24 protein-coding genes and 1 pseudogene are annotated in these 24,838 nt (G+C 56.3%); 12 read left to right on the top strand and 13 right to left on the bottom strand.

What is annotated here, in order from left to right:
- Nucleotides 1-235 precede the first annotated feature (235 nt).
- From ACEWZM_RS05565 to ACEWZM_RS05520, 10 genes are all read left to right on the top strand, one after another.
- Nucleotides 236-772: a DUF3305 domain-containing protein gene (locus tag ACEWZM_RS05565; RefSeq protein WP_414007968.1), complete on the top strand. Its 537-nt coding sequence runs from the start codon at nt 236-238 to the stop codon at nt 770-772.
- Nucleotides 769-1,476, top strand: a complete 708-nt coding sequence (locus ACEWZM_RS05560) for a DUF3306 domain-containing protein (protein ID WP_414005490.1) — start codon at nt 769-771, stop codon at nt 1,474-1,476. The genes ACEWZM_RS05565 and ACEWZM_RS05560 overlap by 4 nt, the downstream gene beginning before the upstream one ends.
- Before the next feature lie 61 nt (nt 1,477-1,537).
- Nucleotides 1,538-2,179, top strand: coding sequence for a TorD/DmsD family molecular chaperone (locus ACEWZM_RS05555; protein WP_414005489.1), 642 nt, complete (start codon nt 1,538-1,540; stop codon nt 2,177-2,179).
- Nucleotides 2,180-2,237: 58 nt separating this feature from the next.
- Nucleotides 2,238-2,429: a twin-arginine translocation pathway signal protein gene (locus tag ACEWZM_RS05550; protein ID WP_414005488.1), complete on the top strand. Its 192-nt coding sequence runs from the start codon at nt 2,238-2,240 to the stop codon at nt 2,427-2,429.
- Nucleotides 2,430-2,535: 106 nt separating this feature from the next.
- Nucleotides 2,536-5,430, top strand: coding sequence for a formate dehydrogenase subunit alpha (locus ACEWZM_RS05545; protein WP_414005487.1), 2,895 nt, complete (start codon nt 2,536-2,538; stop codon nt 5,428-5,430).
- 12 nt (nt 5,431-5,442) lie between these two features.
- On the top strand, nt 5,443-6,036 hold the full coding sequence (gene fdh3B / locus ACEWZM_RS05540) for a formate dehydrogenase FDH3 subunit beta (protein ID WP_014875661.1): 594 nt from the start codon (nt 5,443-5,445) through the stop codon (nt 6,034-6,036).
- 96 nt (nt 6,037-6,132) lie between these two features.
- Nucleotides 6,133-7,377, top strand: coding sequence for a formate dehydrogenase subunit gamma (locus ACEWZM_RS05535; protein ID WP_414005486.1), 1,245 nt, complete (start codon nt 6,133-6,135; stop codon nt 7,375-7,377).
- Between the two features lie 63 nt (nt 7,378-7,440).
- Complete coding sequence (locus tag ACEWZM_RS05530; RefSeq protein WP_414007967.1) at nt 7,441-8,727, top strand: c-type cytochrome; 1,287 nt, start codon at nt 7,441-7,443, stop codon at nt 8,725-8,727.
- Between the two features lie 4 nt (nt 8,728-8,731).
- Nucleotides 8,732-8,857 carry a hypothetical protein gene (locus ACEWZM_RS05525; RefSeq protein ID WP_414005485.1) on the top strand — a complete coding sequence of 42 codons (126 nt, stop codon included), beginning with the start codon at nt 8,732-8,734 and terminating at the stop codon, nt 8,855-8,857.
- Entirely contained in the window at nt 8,854-10,215 is a 1,362-nt protein-coding gene (locus tag ACEWZM_RS05520; RefSeq protein ID WP_414005484.1) for a sigma-54-dependent transcriptional regulator, read from the top strand. The genes ACEWZM_RS05525 and ACEWZM_RS05520 overlap by 4 nt, the downstream gene beginning before the upstream one ends.
- A 17-nt stretch (nt 10,216-10,232) precedes the next feature.
- On the opposite strand, the gene ACEWZM_RS05515 is transcribed toward ACEWZM_RS05520, so the two are convergent.
- The 9 genes from ACEWZM_RS05515 to ACEWZM_RS05475 all read right to left on the bottom strand — a co-directional run bounded on the left by ACEWZM_RS05515 (nt 10,233) and on the right by ACEWZM_RS05475 (nt 19,340).
- Nucleotides 10,233-12,224, bottom strand: a complete 1,992-nt coding sequence (locus ACEWZM_RS05515; RefSeq protein WP_414005483.1) for a sensor histidine kinase — start codon at nt 12,222-12,224, stop codon at nt 10,233-10,235.
- A gap of 139 nt (nt 12,225-12,363) precedes the next feature.
- Nucleotides 12,364-13,095, bottom strand: a complete 732-nt coding sequence (locus ACEWZM_RS05510) for an SDR family NAD(P)-dependent oxidoreductase (RefSeq protein WP_414005482.1) — start codon at nt 13,093-13,095, stop codon at nt 12,364-12,366.
- A complete protein-coding gene (locus ACEWZM_RS05505) occupies nt 13,092-13,823 on the bottom strand; it encodes an SDR family NAD(P)-dependent oxidoreductase (protein ID WP_414005481.1) in 732 nt (243 codons plus the stop codon). The genes ACEWZM_RS05510 and ACEWZM_RS05505 overlap by 4 nt, the downstream gene beginning before the upstream one ends.
- Before the next feature lie 3 nt (nt 13,824-13,826).
- Entirely contained in the window at nt 13,827-14,375 is a 549-nt protein-coding gene (locus ACEWZM_RS05500; protein ID WP_414005480.1) for a DUF3833 domain-containing protein, read from the bottom strand.
- Nucleotides 14,372-15,595: an MFS transporter gene (locus tag ACEWZM_RS05495; protein ID WP_414005479.1), complete on the bottom strand. Its 1,224-nt coding sequence runs from the start codon at nt 15,593-15,595 to the stop codon at nt 14,372-14,374. Before ACEWZM_RS05495 ends, ACEWZM_RS05500 begins: the two co-directional genes overlap by 4 nt.
- Complete coding sequence (locus tag ACEWZM_RS05490; RefSeq protein WP_414005478.1) at nt 15,595-16,152, bottom strand: chalcone isomerase family protein; 558 nt, start codon at nt 16,150-16,152, stop codon at nt 15,595-15,597. Before ACEWZM_RS05490 ends, ACEWZM_RS05495 begins: the two co-directional genes overlap by 1 nt.
- The gene (locus ACEWZM_RS05485; protein ID WP_414005477.1) at nt 16,145-17,302 is read right to left on the bottom strand and encodes a class I SAM-dependent methyltransferase; all 1,158 of its coding nucleotides are present in this window, start codon (nt 17,300-17,302) and stop codon (nt 16,145-16,147) included. The genes ACEWZM_RS05490 and ACEWZM_RS05485 overlap by 8 nt, the downstream gene beginning before the upstream one ends.
- A complete protein-coding gene (locus ACEWZM_RS05480; protein ID WP_414005476.1) occupies nt 17,302-18,054 on the bottom strand; it encodes a DUF1365 domain-containing protein in 753 nt (250 codons plus the stop codon). The genes ACEWZM_RS05485 and ACEWZM_RS05480 overlap by 1 nt, the downstream gene beginning before the upstream one ends.
- The gene (locus ACEWZM_RS05475; protein WP_414005475.1) at nt 18,051-19,340 is read right to left on the bottom strand and encodes an NAD(P)/FAD-dependent oxidoreductase; all 1,290 of its coding nucleotides are present in this window, start codon (nt 19,338-19,340) and stop codon (nt 18,051-18,053) included. Before ACEWZM_RS05475 ends, ACEWZM_RS05480 begins: the two co-directional genes overlap by 4 nt.
- Nucleotides 19,341-19,488: 148 nt before the next feature.
- On the opposite strand from ACEWZM_RS05475, the gene ACEWZM_RS05470 reads away from it, so the two are divergent.
- On the top strand, nt 19,489-20,139 hold the full coding sequence (locus ACEWZM_RS05470) for a sigma-70 family RNA polymerase sigma factor (RefSeq protein WP_414007966.1): 651 nt from the start codon (nt 19,489-19,491) through the stop codon (nt 20,137-20,139).
- Nucleotides 20,136-20,771 carry a ChrR family anti-sigma-E factor gene (locus ACEWZM_RS05465; protein WP_414005474.1) on the top strand — a complete coding sequence of 212 codons (636 nt, stop codon included), beginning with the start codon at nt 20,136-20,138 and terminating at the stop codon, nt 20,769-20,771. The genes ACEWZM_RS05470 and ACEWZM_RS05465 overlap by 4 nt, the downstream gene beginning before the upstream one ends.
- Nucleotides 20,772-20,876: 105 nt before the next feature.
- On the opposite strand, the gene gap is transcribed toward ACEWZM_RS05465, so the two are convergent.
- From gap to ACEWZM_RS05445, 4 genes and pseudogenes are all read right to left on the bottom strand, one after another.
- A complete protein-coding gene (gene gap, locus ACEWZM_RS05460; protein ID WP_414005473.1) occupies nt 20,877-21,884 on the bottom strand; it encodes a type I glyceraldehyde-3-phosphate dehydrogenase in 1,008 nt (335 codons plus the stop codon).
- Between the two features lie 420 nt (nt 21,885-22,304).
- Nucleotides 22,305-23,000, bottom strand: a pseudogene (locus ACEWZM_RS05455) (RraA family protein).
- The gene (locus tag ACEWZM_RS05450) at nt 22,997-23,692 is read right to left on the bottom strand and encodes an alpha/beta fold hydrolase (protein WP_414005472.1); all 696 of its coding nucleotides are present in this window, start codon (nt 23,690-23,692) and stop codon (nt 22,997-22,999) included. The pseudogene ACEWZM_RS05455 and the gene ACEWZM_RS05450 overlap by 4 nt, the downstream one beginning before the upstream one ends.
- Complete coding sequence (locus ACEWZM_RS05445; protein WP_414005471.1) at nt 23,689-24,816, bottom strand: cobalamin-independent methionine synthase II family protein; 1,128 nt, start codon at nt 24,814-24,816, stop codon at nt 23,689-23,691. Before ACEWZM_RS05445 ends, ACEWZM_RS05450 begins: the two co-directional genes overlap by 4 nt.
- Between the last annotated feature and the right edge of the window lie 22 nt (nt 24,817-24,838).

Raw genomic sequence — 24,838 nt, 5'->3', positions numbered from 1 at the left:
CTGTTTGCCTCCAGCGTTAAGTCTGAGTGAAATAGTCAAATTAGACTTTTCGTCCGGGCCGCCTTGCGGTGTCACCATGGGCTGGTCAATTTGACCATTGATGTTGATTTAATGTGCGATCAGCAAAACTTATCTTTCAGCCTGTCGAAGGGATGCGGCACTGTTTCGACAACCGAACCGAGGACAGGGCTTTGGCGTGACCGAGACCGCAGACCGCACAACAAGCACAGATGTTATGCCGTTGGGCGTCGTATTGCGACGTCAACCGGGTGTTACTCGTTGGGCGCGTTGGTCTTGGAAAGCCAGCTCTGTATTGCCCGGCGCGGCAGATGCAGATTGGCAATTGTTGCGGGCAGAGGGAGAAGTTAGCGAGTTCCACGCCGCGACACTGCCACTGGAACTGCACCGCAGCGAGGCAGAGGCTTATCTTCACGGGCTGACCGCCGAGCCGCCTTGTATCTATATCATCCTACGTGAGGATGCGGCGGACGATCGCCCGCTTGACGTACTTTTGGTGACTGCCTCACCCTATGAGGCGCAGGACTACGCTGACAACGGCGAAGATCTGGTCGAGAAAGTACCGATGCCAGAGGGATTGATCGCGTGGATCCGGGACTTTGCGCAGCTGCATTATTATGATGAACCTTTCAAGAAACGGCGTCGGGACCGGGTGAATACAGGTGCAACCGAGGACGGTATCGGCGATCCGCGCATAACGCAGCTGACGGATGTGTACCGCTCGCCGACGCTTAAGAAGGCACGTCTGTCATGAGCGGTGATGATTTCTGGTCCCGTCGTCGCGCCCGCGTCGCAGAAGAGATGAAGGCGAATGAGGCTGAGTTGCGAACCGCTGAGCTGGCCAAAGCGGAAGGGCAGTTGGCAGACAAGAGTGACGCCGAAATCCTCGAAGAGATGGAGCTACCCGACCCGGACACTCTGGGCAAAGGGGACGATTTTAGCGTTTTTTTGCGCGAGACCGTTCCAGCAAGGATCCGGACCCGCGCATTGCGTAAGCTGTGGCGGACAAATCCCGTGTTGGCCAATGTCGATGGTCTGCTGGACTACGGCGAAGATTTCACCGACAGCTCCATGGTCGTGGAGAACCTACAGACGGCCTATCAGGTGGGAAAGGGCATGACTGCCCATGTCGAAGAGCTAGCTCGTCAAGTCGAAGAGGCTGCGGCTCTTGAGGGTGATGACAGCGATTCAACGCTTGCGGAATTGGAGCTGCCGGAGGTCGCGGAGGTCCATCTGGCATCGCCTGACACTGCGACCGGTGTGACAACGACGCGGTTACCAACAACGCCGCTGCGTTCAGCGGAGACCCTCTTGGGTGTTGACCGGGATGAGTTGGAACCGGACGCAAGTACACAGCCTGTAGAGGGATTTGACACCTCGGAGCATGCGGCGCTACCGCCGCGACGGATGCGGTTTACCTTCGCGACGGATGCATCTGTCGAAGGAACAGCCACATGATGGGAACAGCGACCTGCTGCTTAGAAACAAGATCCCAGAGATGGCCACATAGGAGAGACGTATGACGGCAGAGCAAACCCAGAGTGAGATCGCTGCTTCAACGATGGCGGTACCTCGTGATGAGGATCGCCTGCGCGCGGATCTCTATAATTTTCTGGGACTAATGCTGGCCGCCCCTCCAGATGATATGTTGCTGAGCCAGATGGCATCTTTATCTGGTGATGACACCGATTTAGGCACGGCCATCAACGCATTGGCAAAACTGGCCAAGCTCACTAAACCCAGCGCAGCTGAACGGGAATTCAATAAACTGTTCATCGGGTTAGGTCGTGGCGAACTGTTGCCGTATGCCAGCTATTACCTAACGGGGTTCCTGAACGAGAAACCGCTGGCAGCCCTACGGCAAGACATGGCTGCGCGCGGGATGACACGGGCGCAGAATGTCTATGAGCCGGAAGATAACATCGCCTCGCTGATGGAGATGATGGGAGCGCTGATTGCCGGTCGATTTGGTGCAACGGCCCCGTTGGCCGACCAAAAACAGTTCTTCAATAAGCACATCGGCCCATGGGCGAGCCATTTTTACTCCGATCTCGAAGCGGCCAAGAATTCAGTTTTATACGCCGCTGTCGGTGCCGTTGGGCGCGTCTTCATGGAGATCGAGGCCGAAGGATTTCGAATGAGTGCGGAGCAATCCGCCTGAGCCGGGCCGGTTCGCCGGTCCATAACCCCGTGAGCCAACATTTGAGGAGGAGGATCACATGACCAGAAAGAACGAGGAGGCTACCAGCCGCCGCGACTTTCTAAGGCTGGCAGCGACCACAACGCCGATTGCGGCGGTAGCAGTCGCAACGACCGGTGGTTCGGCAGAAGCAGCCGAGCCGGACCTGACGTCGGAAGTGATACAGGATACCACGCATACTCGCGCGTACTACGACAGTCTCCGGTTCTGACAAGCCGGTGACGTCTGAACGCCAATGGCGACTGGTTGCGTGACGCCCGACTGCCAAAGGCCCCCAATAACCCAGCGAACCTGTAAGGGAAGCAAGGGAGGAACACATGCTTAGGAAAAAGACCAACGGGGTTGCGCGACGCCCCCAGCGGACCAGTATCCTGTCCAAGGTTGCGGAGAGCTCCGTTGACCGCCGCGCGTTTCTGCGCGGATCTGGCCTGGCCATCGGTGGCCTTGCTGCTATCAGTGCCACAGGTGGCTCTGTCACTAAGGCAAATGCAGCAACTGCGGCTGCCGGTGCTGTCGAAACCGTTAAATCCGTCTGCACTCACTGCTCAGTCGGCTGTACTGTTGTGGCAGAGGTGCAAAACGGTGTCTGGACCGGTCAGGAACCCGGTTGGGACAGCCCGTTCAATCTGGGCGCGCACTGCGCTAAGGGCGCGTCGGTGCGTGAACACGCCCATGGTGAACGTCGCCTCAAATACCCGATGAAGAAAGAGGGCGGGGAATGGAAACGCATCAGCTGGGAACAGGCGATCAACGAGATCGGCGATGGCATGATGCAGATCCGCGACGAGAGTGGGCCGGATTCCGTTTATTGGCTCGGCTCGGCAAAGCACAATAACGAACAGGCATATCTGTTCCGCAAGTTTGCCGCCTACTGGGGCACCAACAACGTCGATCATCAGGCGAGGATCTGTCATTCGACCACGGTGGCAGGTGTCGCGAACACATGGGGCTACGGCGCCATGACCAACAGCTATAACGATATCCATAACTCCAAGGCTATCTTTATCATTGGCGGCAACCCGGCTGAAGCACATCCGGTATCGCTGTTGCATGTGCTGAAGGCCAAAGAACAGAACAACGCGCCTCTGATCGTGTGTGATCCCCGGTTTACCCGTACCGCGGCCCATGCCGACGAATATGTGAGGTTCCGTCCCGGATCAGACGTGGCATTGGTCTGGGGTATTCTGTGGCACATCTTTGAAAACGGCTGGGAGGACAAAGAGTTCATCCGCACTCGCGTCTGGGGTATGGATCAGATCCGTGAAGAGGTTGCCAACTGGAATCCTGAAGAGGTGGAGCGCGTCACCGGCACCCCCGGTAGCCAGCTCAAGCGGGTTGCACGGACATTGGCTAACAACCGTCCCGGCACCGTAATCTGGTGTATGGGCGGCACCCAGCACACCACTGGTAACAACAATACACGTGCCTATTGCATCCTTCAGCTTGCGCTGGGGAACATGGGCACGTCGGGTGGTGGCACCAACATCTTCCGCGGCCATGACAATGTGCAGGGCGCGACCGATCTTGGTGTTCTGAGCCACACGCTGCCGGGCTATTATGGTCTATCCAAGGGCGCATGGGCGCATTGGGGCCGTGTCTGGGGTGAGGATCGCGAATGGCTGGCCGGCCAGTTTGACACGACCAAAGGCGCTGACGGCAAAGATAAGTCGATGCAGAACCTGACGGGTATCCCGGTCAGTCGTTGGATTGATGGTATCCTTGAAGACAAGGAGAACATGGACCAGCCCAATAATGTCCGGGCAATGGTTCTATGGGGTCACGCGCCGAACTCTCAGACCCGTATGACGGAGATGAAGACGGCGATGGAGAAGCTGGACATGCTGGTCGTTGTCGACCCGTATCCAACTGTCTCTGCCGTCCTGCATGATCGCACCGATGGTGTCTATCTGTTGCCGGCCTGCACTCAATTTGAGACCAGAGGCTCAGTCACTGCGTCCAACCGTTCCTTGCAATGGCGCGACAAGGTTGTTGATCCGCTGTTTGAGAGCCTGCCGGACCATGTGATCATTGCCAAATTTGCGAATAAGTTTGGTTGGGGTGATCGTTTCTTCCGCAATATCGAAATGGAAGATGCGGAAACCCCGAATGTTGAGAGCGTAACGCGCGAATTCAACAGTGGTATGTGGACCATCGGTTATACCGGCCAATCGCCGGAGCGGATGAAGACGCATATGGCCAATCAGCACACCTTTGACCGCACTACGTTGCGGGCGATTGGTGGTCCTGCTGACGGGGATTACTATGGTATGCCCTGGCCCTGCTGGGGCACCGCCGAAATGGGTCATCCTGGCACGCCGAACCTCTATGATATGTCCAAACCGGTCTCCGAGGGTGGCCTGACCTTCCGTGCCCGATTTGGTGTGGAACGCGATGGCGACAATCTCTTGGCGGATGGCGTTTATTCCGTGAATTCCGAAATCCAGGACGGCTATCCTGAGTTTACCATGCAGATGCTTATGGACTTAGGATGGGACGGCGAGCTGACTGAGGACGAACGTTCCGCGATTGATGCCGTGGCTGGACCCAAAACCAATTGGAAAACCGACCTGTCGGGCGGTATTCAGCGGGTGGCGATTGCGCATGAATGTGCACCGTTCGGAAATGCCAAGGCCCGTGCCGTGGTCTGGACATTCCCGGATCCGGTGCCAATTCACCGCGAGCCGCTGTACACCAACCGTCGGGATCTGGTTGAAGACTACCCGACATATGAGGATCGCCATGCCTACCGGCTGCCGACCCTCTATGCGTCGATCCAGAAAAACGACGTCTCCAAGGAGTATCCGATCATTTTGACCTCCGGTCGTCTGGTTGAATACGAAGGCGGTGGTGAAGAGAGCCGGTCCAACCCATGGTTGGCGGAATTGCAGCAAGACATGTTCGTCGAAATGCACCCGCGCGATGCCAACAATAATGGTATTCGGGATGGCTCTCAGGTCTGGGTTGAAGGCCCCGAGGGCGGCAAGGTCAAAGTCATGGCGATGGTCACAGAGCGGGTCGGAGAGGGCGTAGCCTTCATGCCGTTCCACTTTGGCGGTCACTACCAAGGCGAGGATCTGCGCGACAAATACCCCGATGGCGCTGATCCCTATGTTTTGGGTGAAAGCTGCAACGTCGCACAGACCTATGGCTACGACAGCGTAACGCAGATGCAGGAGACGAAATGTACTCTCTGCAAAATCAGCGCAGCATAAGGAGAAAGAGATATGGCAAGAGCGAAGTTTCTCTGTGACGCCGAACGCTGCATTGAATGCAACGCCTGCGTGACCGCCTGTAAGAACGAGCACGAGGTGCCTTGGGGTATCAACCGGCGTCGGGTTGTAACCATCAATGATGGCAAGCCCGGCGAACGGTCGATCTCGGTTGCTTGTATGCATTGCTCGGATGCACCCTGTATGGCGGTGTGCCCGGTTGATTGCTTCTATCAGAACGAAGAAGGCGTGGTCCTGCACTCCAAGGATTTGTGCATTGGTTGCGGTTACTGCTTCTATGCATGCCCGTTTGGCGCGCCGCAGTACCCACAGGCAGGCAACTTTGGCAGCCGTGGCAAGATGGATAAATGTACCTTCTGCGCCGGTGGCCCCGAGGAGACCCATTCCAATGCGGAATTCTCCAAGTACGGTCGCAACCGGATCGCCGAGGGCAAGTTGCCCATCTGTGCCGAGATGTGCTCGACCAAGGCGCTGCTTGCCGGAGATGGCGATGTTGTATCGGCCGTCTACCGCGAGCGTGTTGTGGCCCGTGGCTTTGGCTCCGGTGCTTGGGGCTGGGGTACAGCCTATGATCAGAAAGGTGGCTGAGTAGCCTCCTTTTGAAATAATGGGACGACCCGTCGTCGCGGGCCGTCCTGTTTCCCTCTCTCGTTTTTCACGACCATTCATGAAGGAGTGTGGCCCATGCTGCGCATCGCCTTTGCAATTCTGATGCAGCTGACGTTGATGGCTGGGATCGCTGCCGCGCAGGATTCTCAGGATGCCCCAGCAGCTAGCGCGGTTCAGGATCGCAGTTCCACAGGTGGGGCGCAAACGCTCGAGGATATTCTGGCCCGTCAACGGGGAGAGAACATCGACGATAGTTTCCGCCGTGACGACACGGGCGCAGGTGCGCTTGGGGCTGAAATGACCCAGCAGCTTGGCACCCTTGGTGGCGCCTCTGATCCCGAGTTGTGGCGGGCATTCCGCTATAATGCAGCTGACCTGAGTGTTTCAGCGGGCGGCGATGTGGCTGCCGTGCTTGTGCAGGATGGTGGGATGCGCTGGCTAAGCTTCCGTGAAGGGCCTTTGCGCACATACGGCGGTTGGCTCTTGCTGGGCACCCTGGCAGCGCTGACTGTGTTCTACCTGCTGCGCGGCCGTGTTCGCATTGATGCACCATCAACCGGGCGTACCGTGACTCGGTTCCAGTTTATCGAACGGTTTGCCCATTGGATGTTGGCAGGTTCGTTTGTACTGCTTGGGCTCACCGGATTGGCCAGCCTGTTTGGTCGATTGTTTATTGCGCCCTATCTGGGCAAGGACATCAATGCCGGCCTGCTGATTTGGAGCAAGTGGGTCCACAACAATGTTTCTTGGGCCTTCATGCTGGCGCTGATCATGGTGTTTGTCATGTGGGTCGCTCACAATATTCCGAACCGCACTGATTTGGTGTGGATCCGCCAGATGGGCGGTATTGTTGGAAAAAATCACCCACCGGCAAAGAAATTCAATTTTGGACAGAAGCTGATTTTCTGGTCGGTGATCGTACTTGGAGCCTCGATCTCAGCCTCTGGCCTGTCTCTATTGTTCCCGTTTGAACTGCCGCTCTTTGGCAAGACGTTTGCAATATTGAATGATCTCGGGCTACCGCAGTTGGTTGGCTATGGAGCACTGCCGGTAGAGCTGGCTCCGCAAGAAGAAATGCAGCTCGCCCAGAGCTGGCACGCGATTATTAGCTTTGTATTGATGGCGATCATTCTGGCCCACATCTATATCGGCTCGGTTGGTATGGAAGGCGCGTTTGATGCGATGGGCAATGGAGAGGTCGACGAGGCCTGGGCGCATCAGCATCACTCTATCTGGCTGGAGGAAATGCGCGAAAAGGGCGCGGTGAGCCAGGGTGGAAATGACAGGGGTCGCGCCGAGGGCGCAACACCTGCGGAGTGATCGGCGGTGCGGCCTGACCTGCCTGTCGTGCTTGCAAACCGATTGTGCCGGGCGCTGGTCGGGCTGGTATGTCTTTTTGAGCTGGTTCTGATTGGAAGTGGTCAGATCGCGCTCGCGGATGACTTCACCACGCTGAAAGGCCACGGTGGACCGGTCATGGCGCTCGCGGTATCACCCGAAGGGCAGGTGGCTACAGGCAGTTTTGACAATGCGGTAGGCTTATGGACGGATCGAACGCCACGCTGGCTAGAGGCGCATGATGCCGCGGTTACAGCATTGGCCTATATCGATGCTACGAGGTTGGTCACGGCGGGTGATGATTTCGCGCTGTACCTTTGGTCGCACGATACTGGAAAGGCAGAGTTAATCGGACGACATCTGGGCAAGATCCGTGCACTATCCGTAGCCCCAGATGGGGCGAGCCTAGCATCTGCCAGTTGGGATGGTGAGATTAGACTGTGGCCTATAGACGGTGCTGGCAGCGAGCAGCAGATCAAGGTTGGCAGTGGTGTCAATGATGTGGTTATCGGGCCGGATGGTTCGATCTATGCGGCGACAATGGATGGGCAAATACTCGTCTACGATGGCACGGGCGGACGACTGCTTCGTTTGGTCGATCAAGGATTCGGAATTAATCAACTAGCGATCGGCCCGAGTGGAGACTGGTTGGCCTATGGCGCGGTGGATGGCGCAACCCGTGTTATTGATAGTCAGACTGGCGATCCCGTGGCGGATTTTTCGTTGGAACGACGGCCCATTCTGGCGATGGCTCATCATGGTGGCACGGGACGGCTCGCCGTGGGGGATGGTCAGGGCTATATTATGATGGTCGATACAGAAAACTGGCGTATCACCTCTGATTTTCGGGCCACACGCGAGGGGCCGATCTGGGCGTTGGACTTTGCGCCAGACGGGCAGACGATTTGGGCTGCTGGATTGGATGATCTGGCCTACGGCTGGCCAGTTGTATTGATGGGCGAGGCAGAGGCACAGATAGTTGGAAGTCGAGGGTTTCATCGGGACCCGGCGACGATGTCGAACGGAGAGCGTCAGTTCATGCGCAAATGCTCGATCTGCCACGCGCTTGATCCTGGTGAAAGCCGTAGAGCCGGGCCGAGCCTGCACTCTGTCTTTGGCCGCTTGGCTGGTACGCTGGAGGGGTATCGTTATTCAGAGGTCCTTGATGGATCTGACATAATCTGGGGAGAGGCAACAATTGATGCCCTCTTCGATTTGGGGCCGGATCACTATATTCCGGGATCTAAAATGCCAATGCAGAGGATTACCGATCCGCAGGATCGGCGTGATTTGATCGCGTTCCTGAAACGCGCAACCAAGGTGGAGAAGTGACACAATGAAAGCCATGTTGACGGGATTCGCCGCCATCATCGTTATTGCCGCCGGAGCCTACTTCGCGCTGGACGAAGCCGGTTTTGCCTCGCACGAGGTGTATTCCGGACCCTCTGTCCGTCTGGATTGAACGTGCTGACAACCGCACCGCCGCCCCGCGATGAATATGGGGAAAATCTTGCTGGGGCGTCGATCCTTGTGATCGACGATGAACCGGGCATGCGCAATTTTATGACTAAAATTCTGACTCCGCGCTGCAAGCGGGTGGAGCAGGCAGCCTCCGCTGCAGAGGCGTCGAGTATTCTGGATCAGGCGCATTTTGACCTGATCATTCTCGACAATATCATGCCGGGAAAAACGGGTCTGGAATGGGTGCAGGAACAGCACAAGGTGGGGCTGTTCGCCGATACAGTGCTGGTAACGGCCTATGCGGATCTTGAGACCGCCATTCAGGCGTTGCGTGTCGGGGTGGCCGATTTTGTGCTGAAACCATTTCGCGCCAATCAAATCCTGAATTCGGTGGCGCGGGCCTTGGACCGAAAACATCTCCGGAGGGAAAATTATCTCCTGAAACATGCGCTCTCCGCCGAAGGTACGGCAGCACGAGGGCGGTTGTTGGGGAAATCGCCTGCCATTCAGACCGCACGCGATATGATCACGCGGCTAGCACCGCTGCCAACGCCGGTTTTGTTTACCGGTGCCAGTGGCACCGGCAAGGAAATCGCCGCTCGCACATTGCATTCGCTGTCAGACCGCGCGGAAAAGCCGTTTGTAGCAGTGAACTGCGCTGCTATCGCCGCCGATCGCATCGCGCATGAGCTATTTGGGATGGTGGATGCACAGGACCGTCGGCAGGATGGCCTGTTTCTATATGCCGATGGTGGAACGCTGTTTCTTGATGAGGTTGCCCAAATGCCTGAACAGGTGCAGGCAGCGCTTTTGCGGGTGCTGGAAGATCAGCGTATCCGTCCTGTTGGTGCAGAACGTGACATTCCGCTGAATTTGCGGTTTCTGTTTGCCACTAACGCTGACCTGGATCAGGCCGTAGCGGAAGGGCGTTTCCGCGCGGATCTCTACCACAGGATCAATGTCGTCAATATCCAGATGCCACCGTTGAGCGAAAGGGTTGAGGATATTGTCGAACTCGCAGCGCTGTTCATGGAGCAATTTTCCACGACATTGGCGATGCCAGCTCTGGAATTGGACGCGGATACATTGTTGAAATTCAGCCGCTACAACTGGCCAGGCAATGTACGCGAACTGCGCAATCTCATCGAGCGTTCAGTTATTCTCGGAGCCTTTCCTGAGGAATTCGTGGGGACCGGCGGTATCACAGGTAGCGCGGCCATGGATACGCTGGACCTGGTGATGCAGCGCCATATTATGCATGTGCTGGATGCTTGTGATGGGAACCGTGCTGAAGCCGCCCGTAGGTTGGGCGTGTCGCGCAAAACCGTTGACCGCAAATGTGCTGGTTGGGGGCTTTGACCATTAGCGTGGAGTTCCTAGGAGGCGTAAGCCTTGGTCTCGCCCTCGATTGTGACTGAGGGTAGCCAGATTGAAAATACAGCGCCTATGATTGACCCGTTTTCAACCTTGTTGCCACCAGAGATTACGCCGCCGGCGCGTTGGATCAGGGTCTGACTGATCGATAGGCCCAAACCAGTGCCTTCGCCCAGTTTCGTAGTGTAGAATGGGTTGAACACGGAAGGCAGATCATCAGCGGAGATGCCAGGGCCGGTGTCTGTCACCTCAAGGCATGCCCCGCTAACCCCGTCCCGATCCATCTGCTTTAGGGTTAACAGCAGCATGCCGCTGCCTTTCATCGCCTGAACCGCGTTTAGGATCAGATTGATCACCACTTGTTGCAATTCTCCGGGGTCTATACGAACCTGTGGGGCCTCCTCGAACTGCTTTTCCACAGTAACGGCCTGTTTGGTGACCACATGATCGACCAGCACCAGACAATCCGAGACCACCGGTGCGAGATCCAGGCTTTCTTCAAACGTGCCGAATTCGGTCGGTCGGGCAAATTGCAGTAGTTTGCCGACAATCGCACTGATGCGCAGAATCTGACTGTCGATCAATGCCAGTTCCGTTTCGACATCATCCGTTGCATCGCCAAGTGTCATACGCATGACGTCGACGTTGCCTTGAATGACCGCAATGGGGTTATTGATCTCATGTGCGACACCGGCGGTGATTTCACCAATCGACGCTAGCTTTTCGCTCATCACCAATTGTTTGTAAGTGGATTCCAGTTTTTCGTTGGCAGCACGTAACTCAACTGTGCGTTTGTCGACCCGTTCATTCAATTCTTCGGCCCAATCGCGCAGTCTCTGGTCTCGTTCCTGAACCTGATCAAGCAAGCTATCAAGATGGGACGCGACCTGACCTATCTCATCGCGTCGCCCGACATTGCCATTGCGGGCAGCCAGATCCCCGCGCTCAACACGGGCCATGGTGCGGCTCATCTGTTCAAGCGGAGCAAAGATCCCCTTGGCGAGCCAGAGGAACAGGGGCGCAGACAACAGCATAACGGAGAGAAATGAGAGGACTACAGTCCAATAGGCAGACCGTTTGGCGGCGGAGAAAGGCGCTTCAAGAAAACCGACATAGAGCATACCAACACGTTTTCCGAAACTGTCGGTGAGCGGCAGATAGCCGGAGATATACCAGTCGTTGACCACGAAAGCGCGGTCGAGCCAAGTTTGCCCTTTACCAAGAACCGCATCTCTTACGGCTTGTGAAACCCGAGTGCCAAGTGCGCGAACATCTTCAAACAGGCGCACATTTGTCGAGATCCGGGTGTCTTCCAGAAACAACGTCGCGGTGCCCTTGCGGCTAATACGATGGCTGTCACCAAGGTAGACAAGCGCGTTGATCGTATCGATAAAGCCGAGGTCACGGTTGAGCAATCGACCAGCCACGAGTACGCCCTCGCCACCGCGATTTGTTACCGGGGCGGCAGAATGGATCACCATCCCCCGGTCCTCGGCAGGGCGGGTTGTGGGAGCGGCAGCCTCTGTTTCGATCAGGGAAATGCGCGCCCTGTCACGTAGATCAGCAGAAATTACATCCAGATCGGCCGCTGAAAAAATATCTATTTCGGAAGCCAATTCGCCGTCCGCGGCGCGTGCGATCACGGGCCAGCGACGGGCGTCTCGGTCAATATTGCGCATTGGCAGGTAGTAGAGAAAATCGAGCTGAAGTGACTGTCTCTGTTGATTGAGAAACCGCAGCTGCTCCTGCAGTGGCGCGCGTAGCACGTCGGCAAAACGCGCAGAGCTGGCGATCGCCGCGAGATCGTCGCCTGTGCCAGCCTGTAACTGACGCAGATATTGGTCGGCGATCTTCAAATCGCTTTCGACGTTGACGATCAAGACGTTGTCGTAGTCTGTGTTCCATCGCGCCATTGCAACAACCAGAAGCAGCGGCATCACCACGCTGAGCGGCAATAGAGCAAGCAAGAGGAGGCGAAGCCGAACGGATTTCAAGGCAGCTATAGTCCTGTGAACTACTGACAGGTAGGGCGGCAGGCACTGAGTAGAGCGCCCGCTTATATCTTATAACTGTCGCACGGGTCCGATAAGCGGGGCAAGTCTGGAACATGTATGGGTATCGCGCCCTCGATGCTCAGGACGGGATTTCCTCGCCTTTCCAGTCGAATACCCGCCCGCTGTCTCCGGGGGAGAGTCTATCGACAACATCAGCCAGATATGCGGCGGATTGTGCTGTTTCAAAGAGTGAGCTGTCAGGAATGTTTGCCGCGAAAGGATCAGACAACGCAGTACGCACAGTGCCGGGATGTAGGCCTACACAGATCATCGCTTCATTGCTGCGCGCCATCTCAATCGCGTAGTTGCGGATCAACATGTTCAGCGCTGCCTTGGAGGCGCGATAGGCGTGCCAACCACCCAAGCCGTTGTCCCTGATGGATCCGACCCGTGCAGAGAGTGCGGCAAAGACTCCCCGACCTTTGCGTGGCATGATCGGCAGCAAATGCTTGGCAACGAGAGCCGGGCCAATGGTATTGATCTCAAATACCTTCTGAAAAGCCGCAAGATCCTGCTGACGATAGCTTTTTTCCGGCCTGAGCCCGCTCTTATCCGACAAAATGCCCGTCGCAACAATGACAAGATCGGGGGCAATGCCTCTTGAGCGCAGATCATCAGCGAGACGGGACAGTTGATCTTCGTTGGTGATATCTACCTTGCAGTTAGCTACGCCGGAGCGGGGTGGTAACATATCACGCGCCGCAGCGGTTAAGCTATCGGGGCTCCGCTCCGAGTAGTGATCGATCAATGCTGATCCAATACCGCCAGAAGCCCCTATGACTACGATGTTCTTTGGCGGATTGCTGTTCACTTACCCGCCCCCATTAATCGTAGAAATAATCTGCGAGGCAGATATCTGCCGATTGTGAAGACCCAGGCAAATGGGGCCGGGAAACTGGTACTGAACCGACCGCTTCGAATTGCCGTCAGACAGGCCTCCGCCGCCTGTTCTGGTGTCTGTATCATCGGCATGTCGAAATCGTTTTTTTCGGTCAGCCGGGTCTTGATAAAGCCCGGGTTGATGACCTGCACATGAATCGATGTCCTAAATAGATCGGCCTGCAGCGTTTCTGCCATATGCATAACGGCGGATTTTGACGCGCCGTAGCCCGTCGCGCCGGGAAGACCCGTATGGCCTGCAAGCGAACCAATCAATACGATGTGGCCCCTATTGGTAGCTATCATCTGCGGCAGCACGCGGCCGATCACTCGGATAGCGCCCATAAAGTTCACATCACAGATCAGCTCAACCTTTTCGGCGTCCCACTCTTGCGCAGGCATGGGATCATAGGTCCCTGCGCAGTAGAGCACACCATCCGGCTTGCCTATATTCGCAACGGCGTTTTGGACAGCTTGTGCATCGGTGACATCCATGGGTACAACGCTAGCGTTGCGCAGCTTGCATGCGAGATCCTGAAGCCGCTGTTCACTGCGCGCTGACAGTATCACCTTGGCTCCTGCCGCATCCAATTGCTCAGCGATTGCCCGTCCGAGGCCCTCGCTTGCGCCAACTATCCACCAAGTTTGCCCAGCGAACACTTTTTAATGTCCCTTTGGGCGGATAGTCGCGATCAGCTCAGCGACTTTGATGCCGAATTTGCGCATCTCGGAGCGGTTCATGATGCTGCCGTTCTCCATTAGATACATCCAGTCAGTGACATCGAGAACATGGCCGCCGGCGCTTTCAGGCAGACGAATGCGATAGGTCAGGCGAACCGAAGCGCCTGCCTGCTGGCCGTGCCCGGTGCCTATAATATCATCGGCGGTGGCGGTGAATTGTCCATTGTCGCCCATGGTGAGAAACCACTTGCGCTGTTGGTTGCTGCCGCCAGCATAGGTGAAATTCTCGCTTAGGGTGCCAGTCGCGCCATCCCATTCGCCATGCATCGTCGCGACAAAGCGCGATACCACGCGCCCCATAGGGCCGTAAATCATGCCCTCCGAGATCATTTCGCCGTTCAAATGCGTGCGAATGTCAAATGCAGGGCCAGTCCCTTCATAGTGCTGAGAACGCTGGCTGCGAAAGCCAAAGCCGGGCCAAAAAAGCGCAAGCAGCAGCAATATTATGATGGCTACAAGCAAGAGTTTCATTGTGAGAGAACCTTTCTGGGGAGGCGGAGGACCATCGCTATGGCGATGAATTTGATACAGCAGGGAATGATAGCATAGGTCCATGTCAGGGTCTGAAGGGCCGCTGAGCTGTTCTGACCGCCGGGAGTGAAGCCGCTGACTTGTAGCAGCGGCAGGAGCAATACGGCTGCCGCAGCAAGCGCCAGTTTTGCGGCAAACGACCATAGGCCGAAGGCCTGTCCAGCTTGCAGTCCTGCGCGAGCTAAAGCGCGGGAGAATAGTACCGGCAGGATTACCATATCCGCACCAAGCGCGGCACCAGATCCAATACATATCGCAGCAAAGCCAAGCGAAGCTCCGGCAGGAAGAAACGCGGCGGACACGAAAGAAACGATCGCCAGTACCATCGCCGGGAATAGCACGTTTCGCGCGCCGAAACGTTCCGCAGCTTGTGTCCACATCGGAACCGAAACGCCGGCAGCGAGAAAAAACAACACCAGAAACGGACCTGCCATATCGGGCAGGGCCAACTTGTCCTCGACGAAGAACAGGAACAGCGTTGAGGTCATGGCAACAGGCAGACTGTTGACGAGCGCCAGGGCGAGCAGCCGGAACCCGCCTGATTCACGTAACGCTATAATTGAAAGGGGCTGTTCAGGGCGTGATGCAGCCGTCCAAAGCCCACGGGTGGTCCACCATATCGCAGCACAGAGCACAGCGAGCAGCCAGCCAAATGCCGGATATCCACCCTGAGCGGCCCCCATGGCGACCAATATGCTTGGGGCAAGCGCAGCGACAATGATCCCGGCCAATGTGCCTGCTTCACGGAAACCGGCAAGACGGATAAGTGCTTGCGGGCTTCCGGCCAGGGCAGTGCTTTGTCCGTAGAACAGCACAGTACCAAGACTATACGCCGTGAACAGAAGGATCAGTGAGATCACAAACCATGGCAATACACCACCCGCAGCAGGGCGGTACGCGTAGAGAAGAACAAACCCTATTGCCATGCCGAGTGCCGCCAACGCCGCAAATGTTGCGCGCTTTTGTGGCCAACGGTCGGTGAGCCAGCCCAGCAGAGGGTCCTGAATGAAATCGAGCACCCGTATCCCCGCCAGTACTGCCGCAAGAGTGGCCAGGCTCAATCCCAGCTCGGCCGTCGCAAAGCGAGGCAGATGGATATAGAGCGGCAGGCCAGCGGCGGCTAGCATCAGTGCAAATAGGGAAACACGGGTCGTTTGCATTATTCGCCTCGAAGACGGCTGGACAACCGTGCAGCGCGGCTGTTGGGGGATAGCCAGATGTCGAGGAACCGCTTGCGCGCGTCCTTGTGGCGGATCTCACATGTCTGTCGACCATTCAGATACAGGGCGACGTGATCCGGATCACGTGTCGTCGCGACAAAGCTATCGCCCGCTGCCACATCGCGAAAACAGAGATCAAGTTTGGCGATCAATTCGTTCTGGTCACCGCGAGGCCCTTCCAATCGGGCAAGTTCCGCAGTGGTGGCTTGCATCAGTTGTGATTGGGTAAAGCCCCGCCGGTAGCTGAGCCTGAGCGCCATGGGTGTTTGCCAGTCGAAGCGGTTCTGACCTTCCGCATAGAGGCTTGCGTCATAAAGTGGCAGGCCGAACCAGCGAAAGGTGACCTCTCCCAGCTTGGTCGGCGCCTTGAGGCCGGTGTCCGCATACGTGGGACCACTTAGGATTGTGAGGAGTAGCCCAATACATAGGGCGAGCGCGGGTGTAACGGAGTGGAGCGGGTCTTCGTGGGTTTGGGCATCCGAGCGAGCATCAGGCATGGGCCAGCTCCACCTGCACCACGTTGGTCTGTCCCACCTCAAAAGAGGCGGCACAGGTCTCAAGATAATAGCGCCAATTGCGAAAGAATGCGTCTCCATATCCCAAGGTTTGAATTTTGGGAGAGATCTCGACAAGGCGTGCGGCCCATTCGCGGCAGGTGCGGGCATAATCCTGTCCGAAGGCAAAGTTATCTTTGACCTTCAATCCTGCGCTACGCGCTTGATGCGAAATCACGGCGTCAGACAGCAACATCCCACCCGGGAAAGTGTACTGACGAATGTAGTCGGAGGAATGTCGATAGATATCAAAGTAACTGTCCTGCACGGTGATCGCCTGAATAACCGCACGGCCATCGTCTGACAGACGGTCTTTGAGGGTAGAAAAATAGCTTGGCCAATATCGCTCACCCACGGCTTCGACCATTTCGATAGAGACGATGTTGTCGAATCTACCTTCCGAGTTGCGATAATCGCAGAGACGAATATCGGCACGTCCATCCAGTCGGGCATCAGCGTAGCCGAACTGGCTTGGAGATATGGTCAACCCTGTGACACTGCGTCCCAGTTCGGCGGCGCGGTCTGCAAAGCCGCCCCAACCGCAGCCTACTTCCAGCACCCGCTCGCCTTCTGTGAGACGGCTCAGGACGCGGTCGTATTTGCGGGTCTGAGCTCTAGTAAGATCATTGTCGCCGGGCGCGAACAAGGCCGAGGAGTAGGTCATGCTTTCATCGAGCCAAAGCTGGTAGAATTCATTGCCCACATCGTAGTGGGCCTTGATGTTGCGTGAAGCCCCCTTGATCGAATTGGCCCGTAGCATCCGGTCAACCACACGATATCTCAGGCTGGCCCAGAAGCTCGGATATGCGAAGTCAGCAAGGTGATCGAGGTTCATCAAAGCTACTTTGATCACGTCTTCGATGCTCGGTGTATCCCAGAGCCCGGCAACATACGCCTCACCGAGACCAATGTCGCCACGCGCGGCCATCGCAGTGATCGCACTCCAGTCAAGTAGCTTGATTTCAGCGTGGGGTGGGCCATTGCCAAAATCATGAACATCACCCTCAGGCGTATAGAGGCGCAGGCTGCCCTTGCGGATGCAGGCGCAGCTGTCGAGAAAGTCGTGCTTTACACGTTTGGTAAGAAAAATCATCAGCTGACCTCATGTTCAGGTGGGCTAGGGCGAGGACGGTAGCTGGCGCCCTTTAACTTCAATTTCAGTGCTTGCCAGTAGATCAAAGCGACGGTGCGCATTGTACCGGCGGGTCGTCGCAGGCTCGAACGAAGCAATGCTGCATTGCTTAGTGGCTGACGGGGTCCGGTCAGTGTGGCAACTACCCCTTCGCCGTCATTTTTGTGGTCAATGCGGATCGCGATACGTTGCGGGCTGATGTCAAAGTTGAACCAGTAGTCCCCAGCGATCTGTTGAAAGGGGGAGACGTGAAAGACCTTCTTTGACAATAGCTTGTCCGTTGGCGTGATCGCCGTGAACGCCGGTTTGTGGCACAGATAGCTGTGGCGGTCGCCAAAAGTATTGCTGACCTCCGCGATCACAGCATGTAGGGCTGTGCCGCGAAAGGCGAGCCAGAAGCTGACTGGGTTGAAGTTATGTCCAACATAGCTGGGCTGAGTGAGCAGCCGGATCGTGAGGCCATTCGGCTTCAGTCCTGCTTTGGCAAAGACACTCTCGGCCCAAGGTAGACCGAGACCCTGTCGCGGAGCGCCGCCATGATTGCGATCATGTACCGCCGCGAGGTTAAAGCGATTGCGCGAGAACAATAGCGGCCCGCTTTCTGACCTCGGATCGATCAGCACATAGTCGACGCCATAGCGAAAACTATTGGCGATAGCGCCATAGCGGGCGTGGGTGGTGTGTCCCGCGATATGATCAGGCCATTGTGTCATGCTGGTATGCTTTCGCGGGCAGAGATCGCGCGGGCCACTCGTACCGCGCTCGCGAAACCATCTTCGTGGAAACCATGACGTAAATAGGCACCTGCGAACCAGGTGTTGTTCTGGCCCTGAATGTCAGTGATCCGCGTCTGTGCGCGCAGAGCAGCGGTGTCGAAGACCGGGTGACGAAACGTTTTCTGATCGTAGATCAAACCCGACTGCACATCCTTAACCGGGTTCAATGAAACGAACAGTGGGTCGTTTTCGTCGATGTTCTGTAGGCGGTTCATCCAATAGGTCACGCCGATGGCCGCGCGGTTGTCGCGGGTATCGGCCTTATAGACCCAAGAGGACCAACAGGCACGACGGCGGGGCATCTGTGCGGTATCACAGTGCAGGATCATCTCGTTGTCCTGATAACGCATGGCGCCGAGAGTGGACTGCTCCGCCTTGGTTGGTTGCGCCAGCAATCGCAGACTATCATCTGAATGACAGGCCATCACCACTTGATCAAAGGCCTCGTTGGAGCCATCAGGCATGTGAATGCGTACGCCTTCCGGGGTGCGTTCAACGCTGCGAACGGGTGTATCTGGGCGCAGCTGGCACCCCATCTGTTCAAGTCTGGTGGTTAGGCGGCGGACATATTCGATACTACCACCTTTGACCGTCCACCATTGATGCTGGCCTGAAGCGCTGAGCAATGCGTGGTTGCGAAAAAATCGCACCAAAGACTGTGCCGGAAATCCGCGAATTTCATCGGGTGGCGTGGACCAGATCGCGCCGCAGATAGGCATCAGATAATAGCGTTGGAACCAATCGCCCAACTTGAGATCGTTCACCAGTTCGCCGATGGTTACGCTGTCGCTTTGGGCGACTTGTTCGGCATTTGCATTAAACCGCAGGATGTCGCGCACCATTCGAAAGAAGGCAGGCCGTGTGATATTGCGACGTTGCCCTAGCAGGGCTCCAATATCACGCAGCCCGTATTCCATGCGGCCGTCACCGATGCTTGCGCCAAAGCTCATGTCACTTTTGACAACAGGCACGTCCAGATCGCGGAACATCGACGTCAGATGAGGATAATTCACATAGTTGAAGACGATGAAACCCGTATCAACCGGTTGATCGCCATTTCGCCCTGCGATCACGGTTCGGGCATGGCCACCAAGCTGCGGCCCGGCTTCGTAGAGTGTCACATTGTGCGTCTTGGCCAATAGCCACGCCGTGGCCAGTCCAGAGATACCGCCGCCGACGATGGCGATGCGCTGGCGGGCGGATGATACTGCGTCAAAGGACATGCTGTCTCCATCTGTATTTTCAAGTTGTTACGGGGGTCCTGCTCAGGCGGATCAAAAAATGTCACAGGTAATTTTCGTGGATTTGGAAAAAATCGAAAAAAATCGTGCGCAAAGTGATCCAGCGCCGCAAAGCGCTCGTAATTTCTACATGTTGACCACGCTGAGCGATCGACCTCTTGAAGTGACTGCACCGCCCGTTAGGGTGGGCCGCAACACAAGTGCATTGCACGAAAGGAAAAAGGTGGAACGCGATAGCCTGTCAGATCAGACGGTTTGGATGCTGGCAGTGCGTGACAAACGCTGCAAAGTGGCCTTTGGAAAGTTATTCGATTATTTCGCGCCGCGGCTGAAAGGGGTGATTTGCAGATCCGGCATGCCTCCAAGTCAGGCTGAGGAGGTGGTGCAGGACGTGTTGCTGACCGTATGGCGCAAATCGGCCATGTTCGATCCTGAGCGTGCACAGGTTTCTGCCTGGATCTATCAGATCGCCCGTAACAGGCAGATTGATGTGATCCGTAAGGAACGGCGGCCGATACCGGAAGAACTGAAGCTTCCGGAAGAAACGCAGGAAGATGCGACCCAGATCCTCGCACTGGATCAAGAGACGTCAAAACTGCGAGCCGCCTTGGCACTCTTGAAACCGGCCCAGCGTGAGATGTTAGAAAAGGCTTATCTGGGTGAGTTGACCCATGCTGATATCCGGGAGCAAACAGGACTGCCTCTGGGGACAATAAAATCCCGCATCCGCCTCGGACTTGAGCGGTTGCGTCATGAATTGAAGGAACAAGGACTATCATGACCGGCGTGCGCCATCATATCCCTGACTCGTTGTTGGTGGCATATGCCTCCGGCAATCTTCCCTATGCGTATTCTCTGGTGTTGGCGACGCATTTATCTATGTGTGACAGCTGCCGCATCCGATTGAACGCCCATCAGGCCGTTGGTGGTTCCGTTTTGGAAGCCTGTGGCACCCGGGACCTTTCAAGCGATCTCAGGGATCGCGTATTCGCCGAATTGGATGATCTCTTCGAAGATGCGCCGACATTTGAACGATCGGGTATTTTCCCGGCCCCGGTCATGGAAGCATTGGGTGGTTTGCCGCCCAAATGGAAGTCACTCGGCATGGGAGTGAGGCAGTCGATCCTGAGCCACAATGACGGTGGCAGCGTACGGTTGCTGTATATCCCGCCCGGTCAAGCGGTGCCAGATCATGGCCATAATGGTTTGGAGTTGACCTTGGTCTTGCAGGGGGCCTTCCGCGACGAGACAGGTCGCTTTGGGGTTGGTGACCTTGAAGTTGCTGACGATGACTTGGAGCATACGCCGATTGCTGAGGACGGCGAGACCTGCATCTGTTTGGCCGCGACTGATGCTGCCCTACGATTCCGATCACTTGTCCCGCGTTTGTTGCAGCCGATCTTCCGCATCTAGTGATGGTCTGACTTATTTTACAACAGAGGACCAACTCTAGATGATAAAGGGCTGCCCGATGGCAGCCCTTCTGTCGTTCGTGTGCGCAGTTGGCGACGTCGGCAATCAGCCGTTCATCACCTTGCCCATGTGGCGGCCCGTATCGACCATGCGGTTGGAGAAACCCCATTCATTGTCATACCAGCTGACCACACGGACCAGACCTTCGGCCGTGACGGCGGTTTGTGGTGCGGCGAAGCATGACGAATGCGGATCATGATTGAAGTCAATAGAAACCAAAGGTTCGGTTTCGAATGACAGAATACCGGCAAGACCGCCTTCGGAGGCGGCTTTGATCGCGTCGTTAATGCCTTCTACAGATGCGGGTTTTTCAGGGACAAAGCTAAGATCAACCACGGACACATTTGGTGTTGGAACGCGAATGGCTGACCCTTCGAGGCGGCCCTTTAAATGCGGTAACACCTCCGAGATTGCGCGCGCAGCCCCGGTTGAGGTCGGGATCATCGAAAGTGCAGCTGCACGTGCCCGATAGAGATCTTTGTGGCTGGTGTCATGGGTGGGCTGGTCACCGGTATAAGCATGGATTGTTGTCATATATCCGGTTTTTATCCCAAACGCGTCATCCAGTACCTTGGCGACCGGTGCGAGGCAGTTGGTGGTGCAGGACGCATTGGAGACAATGACATCGTCATTGGTCAGATCCTTGTGGTTCACACCAAAGACTACCGTGCGGTCGACCTCTTTGCCGGGAGCCGAGATCAATACGCGCTTGGATCCGTTCTGCAGATGTTTGGCGGCTGTAGTGCGGCTGGTGAACAGGCCGGTGCATTCATAGGCAATATCGACATCCTGCCATGGCAGATCTTCGGGATTGCGGATCGCGGTCAGACGGATGTTGTGTTTGCCCACATGCATGGTGTCGCCGTCAATCTTTACTGGTGTACGCAGGCGACCATGTACGCTGTCGTATTTTAGCAGATGGGCCAGGGTTTCAGCGGGCGAAAGATCATTTATGGCCACAACCGAGATATCGTCGGCGTTGCTATCCAACAGCGCACGCAAGACGCCACGGCCAATTCGTCCAAATCCATTGATCGCGATTTTCAGGGTCATAGAGGAAACTCCGGCTGATGATGTGGTACAGCCCTTTTCGGGTATGCCCGGGGCCTGACAATTGTCGCATCGTTATCGCTAACAGTATCGAAAATCAAGCCCGTTCCCAGTCATCTGACCGCTGTCCCTACACGGTTGCGCGACCCACCGCTTCAGTTTGTTTTATACGGTGAGGTGCAGAGGCTCTGGCCGATCAAAAGGGAAGGCCAAGCCTGCCCGCCGCCAGACCTGTCTATGAATGCGAGAGCACTTGCTACCCACCGCTTTAGAAACCGCTTTATAAACAGAGGGTTTTAATAGTCTGACGGTGGTGTTTTCTCAAATGTCGAGACAGCTAAGCCTGCCACCGGCTACGCGAGAGGGCACTGACTGGTTTGTGTATGCCTGCCGCACGTCGCGGCAAGCGGATCTGATTGTGGTTCAGGTACGTGCAGCTTCAAAGGCGCTCCTGGCCGTTTCGAAGGCCTCGAAATCAAACCCCTCTTTGCTAGCGGGACTCAGCACCAGCTTCTCCGTTGCCAACAGCTTTTGGATGGCGTGTTCCAGATTTGGCAGCACCGCTGGCGGGATTACCAAGGCACCGTGCCGGTCGGCGTGGACCAAATCGCCATCCTTGATCTGGAGACCAAAAAGAGTGACCGGGGTGGTGATTTCATTGACGTGTACAAATCCGTGGGAGGGGGCGATGGAACCGGCCACCACAGGAAAACCATCCGGCAAATCGCCCAGATCGCGCATAACACCGTTGGTGAATGCGCCGCTGATGCCAAATCCTTAGTGCACTGTGGTGTTGATGTCGCCCCAGTACGCACCAAAACAATTCGGGTAATCGACGTCCTCGACCACTGTCATGGCAGGACGGGGGCCATCGGCCATATGGCGACAATACGTCATCCGGCGTGCTGTGATGACCTCCGGTTCGTCGGTCGGCGGTGCCAACGCCGAGATCTTGGCGGTTCTGGCAAACTCTACCATTGCGGATGCATCGGGTACGGAGGCCAGCATGGTGCTACGTGTAAAGGCGTTGAACCCACGTTTGCCTTCGGCGACTTCGATGGCATTGCAAACAGTTGGGGTATCAATCTTGCGTAATAGGTCCAGAAGTGTGGGTGTCATAGGCTCTCCAGCCAACGGCAGAGGGCCTCTGTGGTTTGATCAGGGGTTTCCAGCGTCGGCAGGTGGCCGGCGTTGTCTAATATTTCCAGATGGCTTTGTGGCAGTAGCTCATGCATCAGCTCATGACGGTGCGGTGGGCAAAGCACATCCTGGCGTCCGCACAATATCAATGTTGGGCGCTCGAATTGTTGTAGCGTATTGCATTGATCTAAGCGGTCCCGCAGGGCCTTGGATTGGTTTACAAAGACCTCCGGACCGAGATCCAGAGCCATCTCCATACAAAGGTCCAGAATCGCGATGCGGTTCGGGCTGTCGGTCAGATAGTTGGGCTTCATCTCATCGCGCATAACCTGCTTTAACCTGCCATTGCGGGCTGCTTCGATCTGGGGTGCCCGACGCGCCTGACCCTCAGGTGTTTCCACCAGCGGGTTGGTATCCATCAGCGCTGCGCCTAAAACACGCTCGGGGGCCTGTCGGATCAGTTCCATCGCGAGGATGCCGCCCATGGAGAGGCCTGCCAAAGCAAACCGGGATGGTGCAATGGCGAGTATCTCTTGCGCCAGGGTTTCCATGCTGTCGGCTTGCCCTATTGGGGCGGTCATAAGTGGGAAACGGCCCGACAACGCGGCGATCTGTGGCTGGAACAATCGCGCGTCGCACATCATGCCGGGGAGGAGGATGAGAGGTATCACGCGCGTTTTGTCGCCAGATTGGCGCCTTCGGACAATGCTGCGAGTTTGGCATAGGCGATGTCCGGGTCCACGGCGCCAAACCCTGCGAATGTTCCAAAGCCGCAGTCCGATCCGGCAATGACGCGATCTTGGCCCAGAATGTTGGTAAATCGTTCGATACGCTGGGCGACGACTTCCGGGTGTTCTACAAAATTGGTCGTCGTATCCACAACGCCAGGCACCAGGACCTTATCCTCCGGGATCTGGGCCTTGCGGTCCTGGAATACCGTCCATTCGTGGGCGTGGCGGGGATTGGAAGTCTCAAACAGCACATAGCGCGCTTTGGTCGCCATCAGCGGGGCAAAGACTTTGTCCATGGAGATATCGCAGCAATGCGGGCCTTCGTAGTTGCCCCAGCAGATATGCACGCGCACCCTGTCAGTTGGAACATCGGACAACGCGTGGTTCAGCGCTTCGACGTGCATCTGGGCGATTTTGACGAAGTCATCATCGCTTAGGTCGTTGAACAACATATGCCGTGAAAGCGCGAGATCCGGGCAATCCAGTTGCAGGTCCAGTCCCGCTCCTATGATCGTTTCATATTCGTTCTTCATGGCGTCGGCGAGCGCGGCCAGATAGGCCTCGCGCGTTGGGTAGAAATCATTCTGCAGAAACAATGAAATCACACCCGGCGATGCTGCATTCATAAATCCACACTCGGCACCGTGTTGCGCCATTGCGGCCTTTAGATTGGCGATATCCTTCTCCAACTCACCTTGTCCTTTGGAGCGGACTTCGCCGGTGCACATAGGGCGGGCGTATTGCGGTGTACCACCATCGTCGGCAATCCGCTTCAAAAAGCCGGGAAACATCTTGAGATCGGCTGGTGCGTTGCGCGGGCTGTCGCCGGAAAACCCTGTATAGCGGTCTTTGACATAGGTCGCATACGAGATCTTCGAGGTCTCGCCATCACCGACAATATCAATCCCTGCGGCGACTTGTTTTCTAACGGTCTCACTTACGGCGTTACGCATGCAGGCATCAAATTCTGCCTGTTCAAAAGCGTGCTCGCGCTCGCGGGCAAAGATAAAGTCAACGACATCCTGCGAGCGAGGAAGTGAACCTACATGGGTTGTCTTTGTCATATGGTAACTCCCTCAAATTACA

This window comes from Phaeobacter cretensis, assembly GCF_047372505.1.
GTDB lineage: Bacteria > Pseudomonadota > Alphaproteobacteria > Rhodobacterales > Rhodobacteraceae > Phaeobacter > Phaeobacter cretensis.
The sequence above is the reverse complement of the archived record's forward strand: the minus strand, read 5'-3'. Positions and strand labels throughout refer to the sequence as shown.